At 35.3% G+C, this 19,764-nt stretch carries 13 protein-coding genes and 1 pseudogene; 10 read left to right on the forward strand and 4 right to left on the reverse strand.

Going from position 1 to position 19,764, the window contains the following annotated elements; translation table 11 throughout:
* A partial coding sequence (gene recJ, locus ACFIO3_RS01770) for a single-stranded-DNA-specific exonuclease RecJ (RefSeq protein ID WP_375704053.1) occupies positions 1-1,392 on the forward strand: 1,392 nt, incomplete at its 5' end.
* 17 nt (positions 1,393-1,409) lie between these two features.
* Here recJ and parE read toward each other — a convergent pair.
* The 4 genes from parE to ACFIO3_RS01790 all read right to left on the reverse strand — a co-directional run bounded on the left by parE (position 1,410) and on the right by ACFIO3_RS01790 (position 5,892).
* Positions 1,410-3,476, reverse strand: coding sequence for a DNA topoisomerase IV subunit B (gene parE / locus ACFIO3_RS01775; protein ID WP_375608695.1), 2,067 nt, complete (start codon positions 3,474-3,476; stop codon positions 1,410-1,412).
* 77 nt (positions 3,477-3,553) lie between these two features.
* The gene (gene lipB, locus ACFIO3_RS01780) at positions 3,554-4,291 is read right to left on the reverse strand and encodes a lipoyl(octanoyl) transferase LipB (RefSeq protein ID WP_375606691.1); all 738 of its coding nucleotides are present in this window, start codon (positions 4,289-4,291) and stop codon (positions 3,554-3,556) included.
* Positions 4,292-4,414: 123 nt separating this feature from the next.
* On the reverse strand, positions 4,415-5,266 hold the full coding sequence (locus ACFIO3_RS01785) for a TPM domain-containing protein (protein ID WP_375704054.1): 852 nt from the start codon (positions 5,264-5,266) through the stop codon (positions 4,415-4,417).
* On the reverse strand, positions 5,266-5,892 hold the full coding sequence (locus ACFIO3_RS01790; RefSeq protein WP_375606689.1) for a LemA family protein: 627 nt from the start codon (positions 5,890-5,892) through the stop codon (positions 5,266-5,268). Before ACFIO3_RS01790 ends, ACFIO3_RS01785 begins: the two co-directional genes overlap by 1 nt.
* 420 nt (positions 5,893-6,312) lie before the next feature.
* Between ACFIO3_RS01790 and ACFIO3_RS01795 the strand changes: the two genes are divergently transcribed.
* The 9 genes and pseudogenes from ACFIO3_RS01795 to ACFIO3_RS01835 all read left to right on the forward strand — a co-directional run bounded on the left by ACFIO3_RS01795 (position 6,313) and on the right by ACFIO3_RS01835 (position 19,327).
* On the forward strand, positions 6,313-7,089 hold the full coding sequence (locus ACFIO3_RS01795) for a class I SAM-dependent methyltransferase (RefSeq protein ID WP_375614550.1): 777 nt from the start codon (positions 6,313-6,315) through the stop codon (positions 7,087-7,089).
* Between the two features lie 1,314 nt (positions 7,090-8,403).
* On the forward strand, positions 8,404-9,942 hold the full coding sequence (gene hutH / locus ACFIO3_RS01800) for a histidine ammonia-lyase (protein WP_375608697.1): 1,539 nt from the start codon (positions 8,404-8,406) through the stop codon (positions 9,940-9,942).
* Positions 9,943-10,340: 398 nt separating this feature from the next.
* Positions 10,341-10,700: a hypothetical protein gene (locus ACFIO3_RS01805; protein WP_375608698.1), complete on the forward strand. Its 360-nt coding sequence runs from the start codon at positions 10,341-10,343 to the stop codon at positions 10,698-10,700.
* 449 nt (positions 10,701-11,149) lie between these two features.
* Entirely contained in the window at positions 11,150-12,526 is a 1,377-nt protein-coding gene (locus tag ACFIO3_RS01810) for an amino acid permease (protein WP_375610429.1), read from the forward strand.
* 1,000 nt (positions 12,527-13,526) lie between these two features.
* On the forward strand, positions 13,527-13,790 hold the full coding sequence (locus ACFIO3_RS01815; protein ID WP_375687113.1) for a hypothetical protein: 264 nt from the start codon (positions 13,527-13,529) through the stop codon (positions 13,788-13,790).
* 20 nt (positions 13,791-13,810) lie between these two features.
* A pseudogene (locus tag ACFIO3_RS01820) lies at positions 13,811-14,214 on the forward strand (hypothetical protein).
* Positions 14,215-14,580: 366 nt separating this feature from the next.
* On the forward strand, positions 14,581-14,982 hold the full coding sequence (locus tag ACFIO3_RS01825; protein ID WP_375606682.1) for a hypothetical protein: 402 nt from the start codon (positions 14,581-14,583) through the stop codon (positions 14,980-14,982).
* Positions 14,983-15,252: 270 nt separating this feature from the next.
* Complete coding sequence (locus ACFIO3_RS01830) at positions 15,253-15,537, forward strand: hypothetical protein (protein WP_375608699.1); 285 nt, start codon at positions 15,253-15,255, stop codon at positions 15,535-15,537.
* A gap of 1,036 nt (positions 15,538-16,573) precedes the next feature.
* Entirely contained in the window at positions 16,574-19,327 is a 2,754-nt protein-coding gene (locus tag ACFIO3_RS01835; protein WP_375704055.1) for an autotransporter outer membrane beta-barrel domain-containing protein, read from the forward strand.
* Positions 19,328-19,764 lie beyond the last annotated feature (437 nt).

Consider the following 19,764-nt stretch of genomic DNA (forward strand, 5'->3'; position numbering starts at 1 on the left):
ATTGTTGAAGGCTATGGTCCGAATGAACAAGCAATGAGGATGCTTGTGCAAGAAGGCGCTCGGTTAATTATCACTGTTGATTGTGGCGCAAACAGTCCAGATGCCGTAAAAGCAGCTAGGCTTGCTGGGGCTGATGTTGTGATTTTAGATCATCATCAAATGTCAGAGATTCATCAAGAAGCTATTGCTCTTGTTAATCCTAATCGTCCTGATGATTTTTCTGAACAGGGTCATTTATGTGCAGCGGGTGTTGTCTTTGTTACATTAGCTTGGGTTCATCATTTACTGCGGAAAAAACAATTCAAAGGGAAACTGCCTGATCTTCTCAGTATGCTTGATCTTGTTGCATTGGCAACCATATGTGATGTTGTTCCATTACAGGGGGTTAACCGTGCTTTTGTGATAAAAGGGCTGCAAGTTGCTCGTTCTATGCATAATCTAGGAATAACAGCTTTAACAAAGGTTGCACGAATAGGGGAGCCGCTTAATAGTTTTCATTTAGGTTTTTTATTAGGTCCTAGAATTAATGCAGGAGGGCGCATTGGTGATCAAGCTTTGGGAGCACGTTTGCTTAGTTGTGAGAATAAAGATGAAGCGGACAGAATAGCAGAACAATTAGATCGGCTTAATCAAGAACGCCAAGAAATGGAGAACATTCAATTAGCACAAGCGGAATCTTATATTACTTCTCTTTATCAAGATCAAGAAATACCATTGTCGCTTGTAATTTCTCATAAAGAATGGCATCCGGGAATTATTGGTATTCTTGCTTCCCGTCTCAAAGAGCGTTTTTTTTGTCCTGTTTTTGCTATTGCTTTGAAAGAAGATGGAAATGGCATAGGGTCGGGACGCTCAATTAATGGTATAGATTTAGGAGCACTCGTTCGTGAAGCTGTTACATTAAATTTATTAGAAAAAGGAGGGGGACACAGTATGGCAGCAGGAATTACAATTCAATCAACAAAAATTGAAATTTTTCGAAAATGGCTAGAAGAAAAAGTTTCTTTAATGGTTTCACAGTTGCGTGCAAAAAAATCTCTTAGTATAGATGGTTCTCTTTCTGCTTCCGGTGTTAATGAAGCGCTGTTTGAATTGCTTGAAAAAGCAGGGCCATTTGGGGCAGGGAATGCAACACCTGTTTTTGTTCTTCCCTCTCATCGACTGGTGAATCTATCTGAAGTTGGTAAAGGACATCTTCGCCTCATTGTATCTAATGTTGAAGGAAAAAAACTACAAGGAATAGCTTTTCGTGCTGTAGGGACATCACTTGGTGATTTTCTTTTTGAAAATATTGGTGAAATGATTCATTTAGCTGGTCATCTTAGTTTGAATTATTGGAATGGAACGATCAATCCGCAACTGCGCGTGATTGACGCAGCCGCAGTGGTTTGAAAGGGATATTTTTTATATTAGATGTCTAGATTAGAAGCAAAAGTAGAGTTTTCTTGTATGAAACGAAATCGTGCTTCTGGTTTTGTTCCCATGAGACTTTCTACAGTCTTTTTCGTTTCTTGTATTTCCACGGCATCAATAGAAACACGAAGCAATGTACGTTTTTGAGGATGCATAGTCGTTTCTTTAAGTTGTTCTGCGCGCATTTCACCCAGCCCTTTAAAACGCCCGATTTCGATTTTAGCTTTTCCAGTAAATTCAGTTTTGAGCAATTCATCCTTATGAATGTCGTCACGAGCATAAGCAACTTTTCCTCCTTGCGATATTCTATAAAGGGGAGGGACGGCAAGATATAAATGTCCCTGATGAATAAGGTCAGGCATTTCTTGAAAGAAGAAGGTAATGAGCAGTGACGCAATATGAGCACCATCAACATCAGCATCTGTCATGATGATAATACGTTCATATCTGAGATCTTTTTCACGATACTTGGAGCGTGTTCCACATCCAAGAGCAAGGATAAGATCGCTAATTGTTTGGCTTGAGTTCATTTTTTCATGTGCAGCACTAGCGACATTTAAGATTTTACCACGAAGAGGTAAAATTGCTTGGTTTGCTCTATTTCTTGCTTGTTTAGCAGATCCTCCTGCAGAATCCCCTTCAACAATGAATAGTTCAGCACCCAAAGCATGGTTCTGGCTACAATCTGCAAGTTTACCGGGCAGACGTAATTTACGGACAGCAGTTTTTCGACTTATTTCTCTATCTTGGCGTCGTCTAACACGTTCTTCAGCACGTTCGATAACCCAATCGAGAAGTTTTGTTGCTTCTTGTGGGGAATTTGCTAACCAATGATCAAAAGGATCGCGGATTGCATTCTCAACGATACGCTGTGCTTCAATGGTTGCTAATCGATCTTTTGTTTGTCCAACAAATTCAGGGTTACTGATAAAGACTGAAAGTATTGCGGCTGTTGAAATCATAATATCGTCAGACGTAATAATTGCTGCGCGCTTGTTTCCTATTAACTCAGCGTAGGATTTCAATCCACGCAAAAGAGCTTGGCGTAATCCTATTTCGTGTGTTCCGCCTTCTCCTGTAGGAATCGTATTGCAGTAAGATTGCACACAAGAATCACCACCATGCCAAGCGATCGCCCATTCAACGCAGCCATGGCCGTTATTTTGTTGTGTTTTGCCAGAAAAAATTTCTGACGTTACTCGATATTCATCTTTTAGTGACGCAAGTAAATAGTCTTTAAGCCCATCGGGAAAATGAAAAACAGCTTTTTCAGGAATATTTTTTGCGCCTTCAAGTATGACGGGATCACAACACCAGCGAATTTTTACGCCACCAAAAAGATAGGCTTTGGAGCATGTCATCTTATAGATTTTTTCTGGATCAAAAGCTGCTTTTTCACCAAAAATTTCATGATCAGGATGAAAACGAACGCGCGTACCACGACGATTATAAACATCTCCCAGATCTTCCAATCCAGATTGAGGAATACCGCGTGAGAAACGTTGGCGGTACAGTTTTCGTTCTCGTGCAACTTCAACTTCCATATCATCAGAAAGAGCATTGACGACAGAAATTCCTACTCCATGAAGCCCACCAGCAGTTTGATAAGCTTTTCCATCAAATTTTCCGCCTGAGTGGAGTTGTGTCATAATAACTTCAAGAGTAGATTTCTCAGGCATTTGAGGATGATTTTCGACAGGAATACCGCGTCCATTATCTGTAACGGTTATATAACCGTTCCTATCTAATGAGACTTCAATAGAATCTGCATAACCCGCAACAGCTTCATCCATCGCGTTATCAATAATTTCGGCAAATAAATGATGAAGTGCTTTACTGTCTGTTCCACCAATATACATTCCAGGGCGTAAACGTACGGGCTCTAACCCCTCAAGTACTCGAATAGAGAGAGCATTATAGTCATCTTCTTGCATATCTTTCGCACTTTTTTTTGAAATCATCGCTTTTGATTTCATTGGAGACTGCAGAGTGCTTTCTTTTGTATTTACCCGAGATTGGGCTTTATTTAAAACACTAAAAAGATCCTTGTTGTTATCGCTCATAGCGTTTAACTATCCACCTCATAAAATATTTATTAAAATAAATTTTATGCCTGTTTTTTATTTAAAAATCAATGCACTTAGGAAACATCAATTGTTGGACCAAAAATTTCTTCAAAAGCGTGTTTGAGAGCGATATCAATATCATACATTGTTACAGAGTACCCTAGATCAAGAAAGCTTGTTACACCATGGTTTGTAATTCCACAAGGAACAATTCCTGAATAATGGGCTAAATTAGGATTAACATTGATAGAAACTCCATGAAAGCTTATCCATTTGCGCACTCGAATGCCAATAGCTGCAATTTTATTTTCAGAAGAAAGATCATTTTGTTTTGATGGGCAATGAGGCTGTTTAATCCAGACACCAACGCGATCTTCTCGTCGTTCGCCTTTAATATTAAAATTTGCAAGCATCTGTATGATCCATTCTTCTAATGCACTAATGAAAGCACGAATGTCTTGTTTTCGGCGTTTAAGATCAAGCATGATATAAGCAATACGTTGTCCTGGACCGTGATATGTAAATTCACCTCCACGTCCTGCTTCATAAACAGGGAATAAATGGGGTGCTAAAAGATCTTTTTTGTTGGCACTCGTCCCCGCTGTATAAAGGGAAGGGTGTTCAAGAAGCCAAACTTGTTCATGTGCGGTTTTTGCAAGAATTTTTTCTACACGTTCTTGCATATAACGCAGAGCTTCAGGATACTCAACTAGATGATCACTTATCTTCCATTCAACTGGTGGATTGCCTAGAATTGCATTAAAATGATGTGATAAGTGATTACGATCCGTATGTTTCAATTCAAATGTCATTAGTAATATTTATCTTGATGTTTGAGTTTATATTGTAATCAGAAAAATAAAAAAAGAATAAAATTAAGAGATAGTTTATAAGAAGTGCAATGAATTTTATAAAAAAATCGTTATATGCTCGTTTTACCATCTTCCTGTTGCACCGCCACCACCTGATGATCCACCACCACCCCTAAATCCCCCTCCACCTCGAGGACCTCCGAACTTTCCACCAGGATATCTGCCACCGGCACTTAAGTTAAGAAACCAAGGTGTGAAGATAATCCCCATCCAAAGATACTTTTGTGGGCCTACTTTTTTACCAAAAATCATTGCAAGAATGGGCAAACCAACGACTATAAAGAGAATGAAAAACATGATTGTATTGATAATCATTTCTTCTTTTTCAGCTTGTTTACGTTGTTCTTCAACAGATTTAGCTTTTTGATTGATTCGAAAAGAAAAATCAGCATCACTTTGTGTGATTACTTTGATAATTGCATGAACCGCTTCGACAATCCCTTTTTGATAATTTCCTTCACGAAAATTAGGAATCATGAAGCTATTAATGATGACAGAAGAAATGGCATCTGTTAGTTCTCCTTCCAGACCGTAGCCTACTTCGATACGTGCTGTGCGTTCATTTGGTGCAATGACCAGTAATACACCATTATTGATCTTCTTTTGGCCTAATCCCCATGTACGAAAAAGAGAATTGCTGTATGTTTCTATATCATTGCCCGAAAGAGTAGGGAGTGTGACAAGAACAATTTGATCTCCCGTTTTCTCTTCGAGTGCTGCCAGTTTTTTTATCAAGTCTTCCTTGGTTGCATTATCGAGCAAATGAGCTACATCATTAACATACCCTGTTAAATGAGGAAATTTTATTTGCGAACAAGCGATACTTCCCAATGCAGCAACTAAATACAGAGAGCAGATAAAAGCCCATAATTTTGGAAATACAATACGTTGCAAAGAGTATCGAAATAGTTTCATTAATTAAAATTAACCTTTGGTGTTTGTTGGCTATCTGTATCGATGGTAAAAGTTGGCATGGGTTTAGCATCGCGAAACCATAACTTTGCCCAAATCATCGTCGGCATTGTTTTGAGTGCAGTATTGTAGGCACGTACTGTTTCAATATAATCGCGGCGCGCAACGGAAATACGGTTTTCTGTTCCTTCTAATTGTGACTGAAGAGCAAGAAAGTTTTGGTTTGCTTTAAGATCCGGATAGTTTTCAACAACAGCCATAAGCCGCGAAAGTGCACTTGATAAGTTTGCTTGATTTTTGAGATATTGCTGCATAATTTCTGGATTATTCAACATATCTGCATTAATATTGACTTGCGTTGCTTTAGCACGTGCTTCAATTACATTTGTGAAAACGCTTTGTTCATGAGCTGCGTAAGCTTTAACTGTTTCTACAAGATTAGGGATGAGGTCTGTACGACGTTGATATTGATTGAGCACTTCACTCCATGCGGCGTGTGCTTTTTCTTCATTTGTTGGTATCGCATTGAATCCGCAACCACTTAAAAATGGCACTAACCATACCAAAAAAATAATAATTGAAAATCGTTTTAATATTCTAAACATTGAAGAAGTTTGTACATTTAACATAAAGATGTCTCCACAGATATTTTATGTATTATATAGAGTCTTTTTTCTTGGTGGAAAGTATTTTGAAATTTATAAACAGGCGTATTTATCAATAAATTGATATCTCTATGCGTTTTAGGTACGCTTAAGTGACTTGTTGATATTAAAATAATAATAGTAATATAGATGTCATCTTATAAAAGATCAATAATATTTATATCAATTATTATTACAGAAAATTATATTATTTTCGTAGGAGTTTTGGATTTCGCAACGTGCAGATAATAATTGGAAAAGAGAAAAATGTAAGGATCAATTTTATAGAAAAATAGAAGGTAAGGGCAGTTCTTATTTTCTTCCTTTAGAAGTTATGCTTAACGTATTGGATAAAAATACTTTTTAATTATGTATATCAGCAACTGTAAGGAGAGACAAAGTTCTATGATAGAAAGTGTCCAACAGCAAAGTGAAAAATTTGACGGATTGGCTGATGATTATAATCGCTATCGTCCTCGCTATCCCCTTACTTTATTTAAGACCATGCTCTTTCCTTTTAAGAACAAAAAGAATTTGTCCATCGTGGATGTAGGCGCTGGGACAGGCATCGCATTAGAGGGGATTGTTAAATTTTTAGGCAACGAGCACCAATATCATGCTATTGATGTATCGGAAGATATGATTAAGCAGGGACGAAGAAAATTTCCGAACGTGCGTTGGTATCAGGGCCGAGCCGAAGATCTATTGCCTCAAATAGGCAAGGTAGATCTTATCGTTGCAGCGCAGGCATTTCAATGGATGGATCGCCCTAAATTGCTTTGCGCTATTTCAGATCAACTTCGAGCCAATGGTGTCATGGCAGTTGTCCAAAATAATCGTGATTTCAAACATAGTGAATTTCTAGAGGCTTATGAGACATTGTTAGAGAAGATGAGTCCAAATTATTCCCGTTATTATCGTAATTTTGATTTTTTACAGGAAATGAGTGATGGCTTTGGGGTAAAAGCAGAAAAAATTTCTTTCCATACGCATAATTGGACGATGATGATCCCGTCTGAATTTTTTATTGGAATGAGCCGCTCTTCAACGCAAGCGCAACGCGCTATTGCGAGCCATGGAAAAGAATATTTGCGGCAATTGGTCGCATTGATAAAGAAATATGAAGTGCAAGGCAATTTGGAGATTTTGTATCGAAGTGAGCTCTATATGTATGCAGGATAATCCGATATCGATGATTGCTTTTGCTCTTTTAGCACATCAGAGTGGGCGCTATTCAGAAAATTAACGCATTATTAAGGCAGACTTTGAGGGAGAAAGGTTTTTTCTTCTTCAGCATTCACATTGACATCTTATTACCGCTGATTTTCATTGTTCATTTAATATGAGAGAGTTTAAATAGAAAACTTATGCTCTGCATTATAGCATCGAAGCGCTTTCTTTACTGCAGTTTAACAACAGATTATTTTATAAAATGGAAAGAGGTAGATTGAATAGAAATGTTTGATAATTCTTTGTTTTTATGATTGCTTTTTATTATTAAATGAGAGTGTTTTTAATAAATTTTGACAAAAATAACTGAAAAAGTACAAAAAATTATCATAATCAGAAATTTGTAGTAAAAAAGTAATGGCTTGGAAGAACCTTAAAAAAACAACTCATTTTGAAATTATCTCTAAATTTAGATTCAGTATAACAAAAAAGTAAAATATAAATATGCTATATGAAGCATTTCTCTTTTTAAAAGATATAATATAAAACAATATATTAATTATTTTTTTTGATATAAGAAAACTTCTTTTATTTTCTATTTTAAATAACGGGTTAGGCCGAGTCTTATGTGGTTTTATTGAAGATGTGTTTTTCAAGGTTTAATCTGGCGCTTTAAATACAATTTTAGAAGTGGCAAATAAGCTCAATTTCTTCTCTGTTGTGATGTATTGAATAAGTTTTTAATTTTCTATAGAGTTTGATTTTTGCAATCATGATAGATTGTGACAGCTATCTATTTAAGGTTTTTATAAGTTTAGTAAGAATAGCTTGATAATAAATCCATTGAGTTTTCCATCTTTACGCTTCATAAAAGAATAAGCCTGCACCATCCACACTTTCATCTCCCAATGTTGCGACAGCCCTTGACACGGTTCATAAGAGGAGTTTTTAGTCCTTTTTTACAGTTTTATCCATACGCCAATCTCGCTTATTACGTGCAAGCGAATGGTTTTGATTTATTCAACATACACAGATTTGGAATGAGAGAGTTTTAAGATATTCAGCTCTCTCATTTAATATGCAGCATGCTAGATTATGATTATAAATTAAAGTGTTATCTATTTTTGAAATCCATTACTTTGGTTGTGCTTGTCAATATTTCATTTTCATTTATCGTCAACTATTCTACTTTTGGATAATGACTCCATTGTAAGGAATACCTTTAAGAAAGCATTATCGCTTTAAAGAGTCGTTATAGTTTTTTTTGTTTTATAGAAAGATCAATAATGTTAAGCATTGTACTTTAATGAACGAAGAAAGAAAATCATGATGATTACACTAAAACCGGGCGAGGTAACGCTTAGTGAACTTAAAGATATTTATTTTAATGGAGAAGTGGGTAAACTTCATAATAATACGCATTTAGCTATCGAGAAAGGAGCGCAGCGCATTTCTGAAATTGCTGCTGGAAGTAAGCCAGTGTATGGTGTTAATACTGGTTTTGGAAAATTGGCTTCCATTAAAATTGATACGGACAATGTTGCTGTTTTACAGAGAAATCTTATTTTGTCCCATTGTTGTGGGGTGGGAGAACCTTTAGCAGAAAATATTGTGCGTTTGATAATGAGCTTAAAGCTTATCTCTTTAGGAAGAGGGGCTTCAGGGGTTCGTCTAGAATTGATAAATTTGCTGGAAAATATGCTTGCAAAGGGCGTCATTCCTGTCATCCCTGAAAAAGGGTCTGTTGGTGCTTCCGGTGATCTCGCCCCACTTGCTCACATGGCGGCTGTTATGATGGGAGAGGGAGAAGCATTTTTTAAAAATATTCGTATGAGTGGAGCAGCTGCGTTAGAAAAAGCGGGATTGTCCCCTATTATTTTAAAGGCAAAGGAAGGTCTCGCTCTTATTAATGGGACTCAAACCTCAACAGCCCTTGCACTTGCCGGTCTTTTTCGAGGTTATCGGGCATTGTGTGGTGGATTGCTGGCAGGAGCTTTGACAACAGATGCCCTCATGGGGTCAACGGCGCCATTTCATCCTGATATCCATATTTTACGAGGACATTATGGGCAGATTGCCGTATCGAAAACATTAGAAAAACTTGTAGAGAATTCAGAAATTCGTGCAGCACATCTACGGGGTGATGAGCGTGTACAAGATCCTTACTGTATACGTTGCCAGCCACAGGTGATGGGGGCATGTTTTGATATTTTGTTAGCCGCAGCAAAAACACTTATTATTGAAGCAAATGCTGTTACAGATAATCCTTTGATTTTAAGGAATGGTGAGGTTGTATCAGGTGGGAATTTCCATGCAGAACCTGTAGCATTTGCTGCTGATCAGATCGCTCTTGCTTTGTGTGAAATAGGATCTATTTCTCAGCGGCGTATTGCTCTTATGGTTGATCCAGCTGTTTCTTATGGACTTCCAGCTTTTTTAGCGCATAATCCAGGTCTTCATTCAGGTTTTATGATCGCTGAAGTAACAGCAGCAGCTTTAATGTCTGAAAATAAGCAAATGGCCTATCCTGCTTCCGTTGATTCAACACCTACTTCAGCTAATCAAGAAGATCATGTTTCAATGGCTTGCCATGGCGCTCGTCGGTTATTGGTCATGAGTGAAAACCTTTTTACACTTATTGGCATTGAAACGCTTGTTGCAGCACAAGGAATTGAATATCGTGCACCTTTAAAAACAAGTACTTTTTTGCAATCTGTTATGGAATGTTTACGAAAAAATGTTGCTTCTCTTAAGGAAGATCGCTATCTGGCTCCAGATCTTCATCGAGTACATATACTTGTGCGTGAAGGACATTTATTATCTGTTTTACCAGAAACAATTTTTCCTTCATTAAGTTTTCAATAGTATTTGTTTTAAGGTCAATGCTGAAGGGGGGATATTGAATTTTGAAACTTTCTCATATGAAAATATAGAGGAGCAATACTATATTTGAATTATTTAATAAAATGTATATTTATTACTGTATATATCTGATTTTTGTAGTTAACTAGATATTTTGTTATTTTATAGAAACTATAAAATTAAAGCACCTATATTTTCTGATTTATATCAGAAATTTTAATATAAGTTAAATAATATATACGAATTATATATTCGTGATATTATATTTTTATAAATATAAATTATGATATATGTATTGTATCAAGTAAAAATAAAATTTTTATTTTATATTCTTCTTATTTTTAATACTTTATGAATTTTATAGTTCATTTTTGATATTTAAAATAAAAAAGGAGAAAAGAATGTTTAAAAGTGCTAAATTATGTGTTTCAATAACAGTTCTTTTTTTCTCTCAAATTCTTGAGATTCATGCAAATTTTAGGAGAGCTAGCTTTCCAGAGGAAGTTTTCATTATGATAGTGGCTCAAGAGAAAGAGCCTCTTATTTCAGCGAAAAACAAAGATTTTATTGCTATCTCAGGGCAAATTCCCAGAGGTAATGAGAACGCTATCATCGGACCAATAATCAAAGATGCTCTTTTTATCGTATATTTTTTTTTCATTGGAAAGCTTGTCGTTAAGACAGCTGGAGTCCTTAAAAGATGGGTTCTAGATAAATTTTCTCATGCTTTTGAAGACTTGCGAGATTCGTATTATCATTGATTGAGCTATTCAATTGGCATAAAAAGTTTGTTTTATGGGCTCAAAGAAAGTTTGCTTAAAGTAACAAAAAATTAATTTTATGCATAGTTAATGTGTTTGTTATGAATTTTTAGGCTTCTATTTCAGTGCACCGAAATAGAAGCCTAAAAGTTTAGATTACATTAAGGTTAATTTTCTCTGTAAAAAACTAGAGAATACGAAATGAATTAAATGACAATTGTGAAAAAATTCATTATCACTTTATTTGAATAAAATAATACGAAATTGTAGGCTATAAAAGCTGAATAATTCGCAATAAAAGTATTTTTTCATTGTTTAGAGCAAAGTGTTGGACTGGCTGGTCTTCGATGTTTTTTGAAATATATTTGTGAAAGAAACATGAGGCTTTATTTATCATAGGGCTGTTATCGTGGTGTGGATTGTCAGCATTTCAAAAAGTAAGGAAAGAAATGGCAATAAATGAACTGAAACGGGGTATGAGTAAGCGCCAAGTTATTTTTTTAGCTCTTGGTTCTGCTATTGGAACAGGTCTTTTTTATGGGTCTGCACAGGCAATTAAGCTTGCGGGTCCCAGTGTTTTGATTGCCTATTGTATTGCTGGTTTAGCTATTTTTATGGTTATGCGGGCTCTAGGAGAGATGATACTTCATAATCCATTGCCTGGTTCTTTTGCTCGTTATGCGGCAAATTACATATCACCATTAGCAGGTTTTTTAACGGGATGGACATATGTATTTGAGATGATTCTTGTTGGTTTGGCTGATATTACAGCTTTTGCGACTTATATGGGTTTTTGGTATCCTGATGTTGCTCCTTGGGTATGGGCACTGAGTATTACATTAATCATCACAGGCATTAATTTAGCTGCTGTAGAAGTCTATGGTGAACTAGAGTTTTGGCTCTCTTCTATTAAAGTTATAGCTATCATTGCGATGATTATTTTAGGAATAGCAATTATTTTTTGGGGGTGGGGTGAAGGTGCAGATTTTTCTACCGTTACTGTTCATAATTTATGGAAAAATGGTGGTATTTTTCCCAATGGTTGGTTTGGTTTTTTAGCTTGCTTTAGTGTTGTTGTTTTTGCTTTTGGTGGCATAGAAATTATTGGCATGGCAGTTATGGAAGTTCAAAACCCTCATCAAACGATTTCAAAGGCAATTAATTCTACTCCAGTTCGTATTTTGCTTTTTTACGTCATGACGTTAGCTATTTTAATGTCTCTTTATCCTTGGAATGAGATTGGTCTTATGGATAGCCCTTTTGTATCTATTTTTGAAAATCTTGGGATTTCGTATGCAGCAAATATTTTAAATATTGTTGTTGTTACAGCGGCTATTTCAGCAATGAATAGTGGAATGTATGGTGCTTGTCGTATGATCCATGGTTTATCGCAGGAAGGTTATGCTTTAAAAAAGTTTCAATATTTATCAAAAAATGGTATACCAGTTTTTGTTATTTTGATGATCTTCGGTATCTTTCTTCTTGGTGCTCTCCTTAATTATTTTTATCATGAAAAGCTTTTTTTTCTTATTGCCGCAATGGCAACATTTGCGACAGTTTTTGTTTGGATGATGATTCTACTTTCACAATTTTCTATGCGAATTAAGATGCCTAAAGAAGCACAGAATGGTTTAAAATTTCCCATTCCATTTTGGCCAATAGGGTCGATTTTTTCTATTTTATTTATGGTTTTTATTTTTATTCTCTTATGGTATTTTGATGAGACACGACCGGTTTTAATTATAGGTGTTAGTTGGATTGCTTGGCTTGTTGTTTGTTTCTATGTACTTAAACTTTATAATTTTAAGCAAAAGAAACAGCAATAAAATGTGAATAGAGATAAAACTCAAAACAAATAGCTGATGTCATCAGGAAAACAGGTGTTTGATTGTTATTCTCTAAAGGTTAGAACAATTTAGATTGAAAAAATCTGCTCGTTATTATTTTGCTTTGGAAGTTTTTGTGAGCCATTGCTTACGGTAACGACCAAATCATATAAATATTAGGCGTTTTTTGATGGTGAGCTGTGCTATCAATATAAGTCTTTCAGGTTAAAATGCCTAACAGCGCAAATAGATTTTACCAGATACAAGATTATAGGCAGATATCTTTTTCTAAATGTATTAATGAAGTTCTGTTTTACAAGATAAGTTATTGTAAGAATTGTTTTTTTAAGCTCTTTAAAAAATTGGTTGCTTAAATTTTGTTGTTTAGAAAATTACTATTGCTTTTAGAAACGAAGATAAAGTTCTTTATGTCTTTTCTTGAAAAGAAGGGGTGAAGTTTTTTTTTCTATTCTTTTTTCTTAAAGAGAATTGGCGTTGGTAGAAAATAGTGGATAACAAAGTTACATGAGGCATTGTATCATTGTTTTTATAAAAACTTTAATAAACAGCAGCAAGATATTACAATAAAATCTCATAGAAGAGTAAATTAAAAAGAACAATGAACGTGTGACAGTTTTACGATTCTTATTATTATTGCTCTCACAAGAGGAAGGATCAAACTTATTTTTTATAATATTGATACGAGAGTAGTTTTTATTACAAGTGGAGGCGGACAAAATGTACTCCGCAATTGTATTTCGGTGCAAAATTATTCAATATTACCATAAAAGGCGCTCAAGAACACTACGACCAGAAAAAACAATCATCGGAAAGTGGCTTTTTACACGAGAAGTCTTCCAATAGCTCTGAAACACACACAACAACGATTCCGTTTATCCTTGAGGTAACAGGCAAAGTTGATATGGATGTACAATGAGATGCTACGATTATTGCTTCTCATCTGATTTCTGGTCAAGATATCAATGTAATGGAAGAAAGTATGACGGTTGTTAGCATGACAAACCATCATAGCGGTCATTCACAGAGGCATGAAACAGGTTTTGATGGGCATAGATTTGACTTTGTAAGCAGAATTATTGGCGGCAATGACTATACTTACGAGACAGCACCTGCTGGTAGTAACTGGTGGACAGAATGGTGGAGAGTGATCATGAATCCCATAAGCTCCCATACCTGTCTTGGAGATGCGGGTCCGAAATGCCAAAAGTTTTATGGCACATCTCATTTAGAACAAAAGCCTTGAATTAAATCATGGAGGAAAAAATGAAACAAACCTTAAAATTATTAAGTGCGATAATTCTATTGGGTATAGCTGGTGCCAGTTTAATAAACCTCCTCCAGGAGAGGTGGCTACGTGGGAGAAAAATGGTGTTACTGATTTTACTGAGGTAGGAAAAGCTTTGTTATAATGTGGTATGCCAAGCCTTATTGATGCCGATCCAGAAAACAGAAAACTCAGCTACAATGCATGGGCAACTATTGATGCCTGTATGGTTCAATCGGGATTTCGTGATAAAGTGGGGGGAGGGACTTGGTGCGAGAATCATAAAGCCGAAGATCTCCCGATTTGTCGTCCAGGCGCTGTTGTTCCACAGCGCAGTGTCAAGAAGCGCTTAAACAGCACTTTTTGTAAAAAATATAAAAATGCACCTGAATGCAAACCTTAAGTCTTGCTGTTTGTGACGATCAACAATCCCTACCTTCATGTTCCTCATGCCCGTGTGGGGATGGCTTAATTCAGCATGTCAATGCTATTTATTTATGGGGACTACAACTGTTGGCGCAATAATATAAAATATCTATCTTGGTTGTAATCAAAATATTGAGAATAATTATATGCATAACGTTGATAGAATACGATTTAAGTAGTAATTTTGCTGTATTTTTGATATAATATCGGTGGCATAATTATCGGAAAGAGATAAATAACCATGAAGGTTGATAATGTTCATCGTTATTTTGGAAGTGAAAAAACAGCATGTAAAGTAATTTATGGATTGTTTCATAATATCAAATTATTCAAGGATAGGAAAATGAAGCAGATTTTAAAATTATTAAGTGGGATGACCCTATTTGTTATGGCTGGATGTTATCCAGAAAAGCCTTCTCAAACAGCTGTAGATGCATGGGAAAAGTCTGGTGCTGATCAACTTGAGATAAAAAAAGCTCTGTTAGAGTGTGGAATACAGTATCTTGATGGTCGTTTTGATACAGAAACAAGTACTGATGAGAGATTCAATGCAGAGGAGTCTGTGAATGCATGCATGATACAAGCAGGTTTCCAAGATAAATTGGGAAGGGTAAAGTGGTGTGAAAAGTATGAAAATCTTCCAATTTGTCAGCCTGATGCTGTTATTCCTCAGCGAAGTGTAGAGAGGCGCTTGAATAGTCCTCATTGTGAAGAGAACAAAGAGCAGCCCGAATGTCAACCTTAAATATTGATGCTGTTGTAATCAATAATCCTTATATTTTTGTTCTCGCAAGGGGGGCGGGATTGTTTTTCTCAATAGACTAGCAATCTTACATGTGAAAAAATTAGCACAGAGTTATAGGCTTTTTTATTCGTAAATATTGAGGGAGGGGGAAAATGAAAAAAATATTGAAATTATTGAGTGCTATGATTTTTTTTAAGCTCTGTGGGATGTGTTAGTAAATCTCCCCCATCGATATTGGCATGAGGGGAAAAGCCTGGTGTCAATAAATCTATGGTTCAACAAGCACTGTTAAAATGTGGATGGAAACCAATCTACGTTTCTTCTGAAAATATGGATTCGCGTGCAAGTGAATTTGCAGCAATTTATGAGTGTATGACTAAAGCAGGTTATCGGTACAAATTGCAGGATTCAAAGGGAATCTATTTTTCATCAACACCGCGAAGTGATTCATTTTTAGTCAATTTAATGGTAGCAGGGTATCAGAAGGTTATGGACAATGATACTTTGAAACAAAAACAAGATTTGATGTTACGTCTTCAGAATGATAAAAAATAGAAAAGTTTTGAAAAAGTGACCTAACAGTAAAATATATTCATCTTTAAAGTAATAGTTCAATGAAAATATTAATAGGGGTGAGGGAGTAAAAGTGCTGCTCTTTTACCCTCGATATAGTTATATTCATTAGAAACTAGCTTAGCAATGTATTATTTTCAGATGATAATAATATTGGGGGATGGTTAGCATTTTTAGAGAAGATTATTCAATATAAAAAATGGCAAAGAATAGCTTTGCTAAAATATCCTCTTTAACGATAATAAATAGATTATTTTTATAGAAATGAGTTTGATGAAATATTTTATTTTGATGTTTTTTAATTTCAGGAAAGTGAGTGTTTTATTGTATTTTAAATTTTATCAGAAGATATTAAAGCGTTATGCAAGTAATTTTGATGTAAATATCTTTTCATTTTATGGTCTATTTCGAGATGATATCTTTTAGAGTGGTTTATTGATGAATTGAAAACATTGATGATAGGAACTTACGAGAAAATTTATTCAATTTTTTCACTAGGTAGTTTACAGCTTTTATATAGAATTAGATACCTACATTAACTTATACGCTAGTGAGCATTTCCTTAGGTTTTTGTTGTAGAAGAAATGGTGCAATTATAACTTTTGTATAGTTTATTTCATAGTGTTGTGTTTTTATTAAGACATTTTGAGTTTTTAAATCTTAACAATTATTCTCATTTTATTGTATTTTTATTTTTGGGTAGTGAAAGAAATTTAAGATTATATCTCTCCAAAGTTTGCCTTTCTTCAAGTTTTTTTGAGATTATTTTTCCGACACTTTGTGTTGCCATTCTCAGCAATTGGGGGATTAGTTCTTTAAGAGAGCGTAATCCTAAATGGTATTATTAAGTTTTTTGTTCTTTCTTTACATAAAATACAAAACATATTATGAAATGCTGTCATTTATCAGTAAAATGGTAAAATAACTTTGTTTATTTTATTCTTATCGTATTTAATGTATGGTTTATTTTTTACCGGCATTTTTTGTGTTTGTTGAGAAAAAGAAAGTTTTGAAAATAATGATAAGCAAGGTATCTAAAAATCGCTTATATTCGTGTGTTTTTACGGCAGCTATTTTTTCTTTTTTGTTAAACACAAATATTGAGGCACATTCTCGTTCATTTGTATTACTGTCATGTGATGAAAACAAATTACCTTATGAATGCAGAGATGGTGCAAAGCATACAATTAGTGATAAAATATATAAGTTCACTGCACCTGTTAAAGAAAAGAATGGGGAAGGTAGTTCTCTCATATTGCCTGCTGCTATAGTAGTACAGGAGCCTAATACAGTTATTCAGGCAATGCGTGTAGAGGTTGAAGGAATTTCAGGTATAGAAGATATTTATGGTGCTGTTGTATCACGAGGGGGAAGAATTGTTTTAAGCGATTCAGCTTTTAAAAATGTATCAGTAGGTCTTAAAGCTGATAGTGGAATAATTGAGGTCAATCGTGGAACAATTGAAGCTTCTCATATAGCTGCTTATGCAGAGAAGCAAGAAGCAGCTGTTAGGTTAACGAATACAAAAATTAAAGTAGAAGGTCAGGGTATTGGTCGAGAGAGTGCTCTTTTCGTTGGTGCTGATGCGGGCATTCAGATGACGAGTGGATTTATTGATGTAAATGATGCCGCTGCACTTTATGTGGGTATAAGGGGAAATGCAACTTTAGATGATGTTACCATTACTTCAAAATGTCAAAAAACAGAAGATAAAGAAAATACAAATGAAAAAATTGCGTATACAGTTTTCAATGTAGACCAGCGTGGTTCTGTTTATTTGAAGAAGACTAATATTGTTTCTACAAATGTTCATGTTTTAATGGTTGGACAAGATTCTAAGGCACAATCCAATGTTGGCTGGAATGAAAATATTTTAATTTCGCGGGTTAATATTGAAGATTCAACAATTAAGGCAATCGGTAACAAACATGGTATGCATTTTGAGATGGGGGGAGGGAACAATGCGTACGAACAAGGACTAGTTTTTTTGAAAAGGACGGTTTTTGAGGTTGCAGATGGAACAGCTATTCATAGTCATAACAGTCGTAGTTATATTGCAGTAACAGAAGGCACAAAAATTTTGGGTGACTTATTATTAACAGCTGAAAAGGGGGGGGCTGTAGCGATTTTGGCTGATTCTTCTTCATTGATAGGAGGAACTCGTGTTGCTGATGATTCTATTGCTGAGCTTTATTTAACAGGAGGATCAAAATGGTTCGTAACAAAAAGAAGGGCGATAGATTCACATATTGCAAACCGTACAAGTTCATTTATTTCATTTGTAAAACTTTCTGATAGTTTGATTGCTTTTGAAACGCCAATGTTTCAGGAGTATCAGACACTTTATATTGGGAAGGGAGAGAAAGAAGTTTATAGTGCGCAAGATAGTGCAGATATTTATCTCAATACACATCTCAGTCGTGATGGTTTGCTTGATAATAAACAGACTGACCGACTTTTGGTACATGGTGATGTTTCTGGGAAAACCACAGTTTATGTGCAATTTGTTCCAGGAAATCAGGGGGAGATAGCAACCGGTGAAAAGGCTCATAGTATTTCACTTATTCAGGTTTCTGGAAAAGCGGCAGAAGATTCTTTTCAGTTAGATCGTGCTTATATTGCATTAGAGGGTTTGCCTTACCAATATTATCTTCATGCTTATGGTCCGAATTCTTCTCTTGGAAATGCACAAACTTCTCAAAGATTGGTTGAAGGAGATGGAGACTTTTGGGATTTCCGCCTTGAAAGTAAATATATTCAGCCTGTTTTAGAGGTGTCTGCTATTCCCCCTTCTGAGTTAAAGGTCAGAGAGGTTGTTCCACAAGTTCCGACCTATCTTTTGTTACCAAATGCTTTGTTTCATGTTGGACTCATGGATATTCGTCATCAACAAAAACAGTTGCAAGCTACGCGGTCTATTTCTCGTAAATTGTTAAAAAACGAAGAGAATTTTGCTTTATCTATTCACAGTTATGGTGGGCGTTATCGTTATGTCTCAGATCTTTCTACACTTAAATATGGGTACGATGGTCATGTTGATTATAACGCTATAAAAACAGATATTTTGCTCAAAACAATAGAAAGCGCATATAGTACGACATTTTTTGGGATTATGGGAACCTATGGAAAGCTTTCCTTACAACCTCGTAACGTGGAACGAAGCCAAAAGAGTACGTTTAATAAATGGTCATTTACGGCATACGCTAGTGTGGAAAACAACACTGGTTTTTATGTAGATGGTCTTTTATCTTATGGTTTGTTTAAAGGGGATGTGCTTACCCATGCTTGGGGTAAGACGGCGACATTAAAAGCAAGTCCTTTGAACGTTTCCTTTTCTGCTGGTAAAGTGTTTATGACAGGATATGAAGATCTTATTTTTGATCCGCAACTTCAGCTTATTTATCAACATCTTCAATTTAATAAGTTTCGTGATATTGATGGATTTGATGTTGAGATGAAAAAAATAGGTCAATGGTTGGTGCGTATCGGTGGGCGTTTAAATAAAACATTTTCAGCATCTGAAAAGGATCGTATCACTTCTTTTTATGGCAATATTCATCTTACTCATTGTTTTGATAAAGAAAAATTTGTTCATTTTAAAGATGTTTTCCAGTTGAGTTCTTTTGGTTCTTCCTTAGAGGTTGGCTTGGGTGTCAATTCACAGTTTTCTTCTAAAGTTACACTTTACAGTGATCTTGGCTATCAGCATACGTTAACAAAGGCGGGTTTTTCTGGAGTTCGTTTTTCTGGTGGATTGCGCTATCATTTTTAATCACTCTTTTTAAAAATAATAAATGTGATTTTCAAAATCTTGTTCTGTTGTCGAGAACTAAAACCACTGTTTGTGCAGAATTTTTTAACAAGAGTCCCATGTACTTTAATAAATATGAAAGTATCACGTTGATTTATTTTTATTGAGTATAGCATTTCTTAAATGCTTTTAAAAAATTGGTCTATTAGATTTTAAATTTTTTTGTCTTGTTTTGGCTATAAATATTTGGGATACCTTCGTTATCATCTTTTTAAAAGAACAGCATTGTTATCTTATTATGCCATAAAACACCGTTGTGTAAGGTATGCTGATATCAGGCATGAAAAAAGGCAGGGGAATATTGTTTGTGCTGATTGAGAGCCTTTGCTTTTAAGGATATGTGAAGGGAAAGAATGCACAACTCTATAGTTTCATGGATAATGGGCATTTTTCTACTT

This window comes from Bartonella sp. AD328YNZD, from assembly GCF_042196425.1.

What these genes read in the sequence shown, in the direction of transcription:
- parE (WP_375608695.1), bottom strand. Translation starts at nt 3,476, where the DNA reads ATGAGCGATAACAACAAGGATCTTTTTAGTGTTTTAAATAAAGCCCAA.
- lipB (WP_375606691.1), bottom strand. Translation starts at nt 4,291, where the DNA reads ATGACATTTGAATTGAAACATACGGATCGTAATCACTTATCACATCAT.
- ACFIO3_RS01785 (WP_375704054.1), bottom strand. Translation starts at nt 5,266, where the DNA reads ATGAAACTATTTCGATACTCTTTGCAACGTATTGTATTTCCAAAATTA.
- ACFIO3_RS01790 (WP_375606689.1), bottom strand. Translation starts at nt 5,892, where the DNA reads ATGTTAAATGTACAAACTTCTTCAATGTTTAGAATATTAAAACGATTT.
- ACFIO3_RS01795 (WP_375614550.1), top strand. Translation starts at nt 6,313, where the DNA reads ATGATAGAAAGTGTCCAACAGCAAAGTGAAAAATTTGACGGATTGGCT.
- hutH (WP_375608697.1), top strand. Translation starts at nt 8,404, where the DNA reads ATGATGATTACACTAAAACCGGGCGAGGTAACGCTTAGTGAACTTAAA.
- ACFIO3_RS01805 (WP_375608698.1), top strand. Translation starts at nt 10,341, where the DNA reads ATGTTTAAAAGTGCTAAATTATGTGTTTCAATAACAGTTCTTTTTTTC.
- ACFIO3_RS01810 (WP_375610429.1), top strand. Translation starts at nt 11,150, where the DNA reads ATGGCAATAAATGAACTGAAACGGGGTATGAGTAAGCGCCAAGTTATT.
- ACFIO3_RS01815 (WP_375687113.1), top strand. Translation starts at nt 13,527, where the DNA reads ATGACGGTTGTTAGCATGACAAACCATCATAGCGGTCATTCACAGAGG.
- ACFIO3_RS01825 (WP_375606682.1), top strand. Translation starts at nt 14,581, where the DNA reads ATGAAGCAGATTTTAAAATTATTAAGTGGGATGACCCTATTTGTTATG.
- ACFIO3_RS01830 (WP_375608699.1), top strand. Translation starts at nt 15,253, where the DNA reads ATGGTTCAACAAGCACTGTTAAAATGTGGATGGAAACCAATCTACGTT.
- ACFIO3_RS01835 (WP_375704055.1), top strand. Translation starts at nt 16,574, where the DNA reads ATGATAAGCAAGGTATCTAAAAATCGCTTATATTCGTGTGTTTTTACG.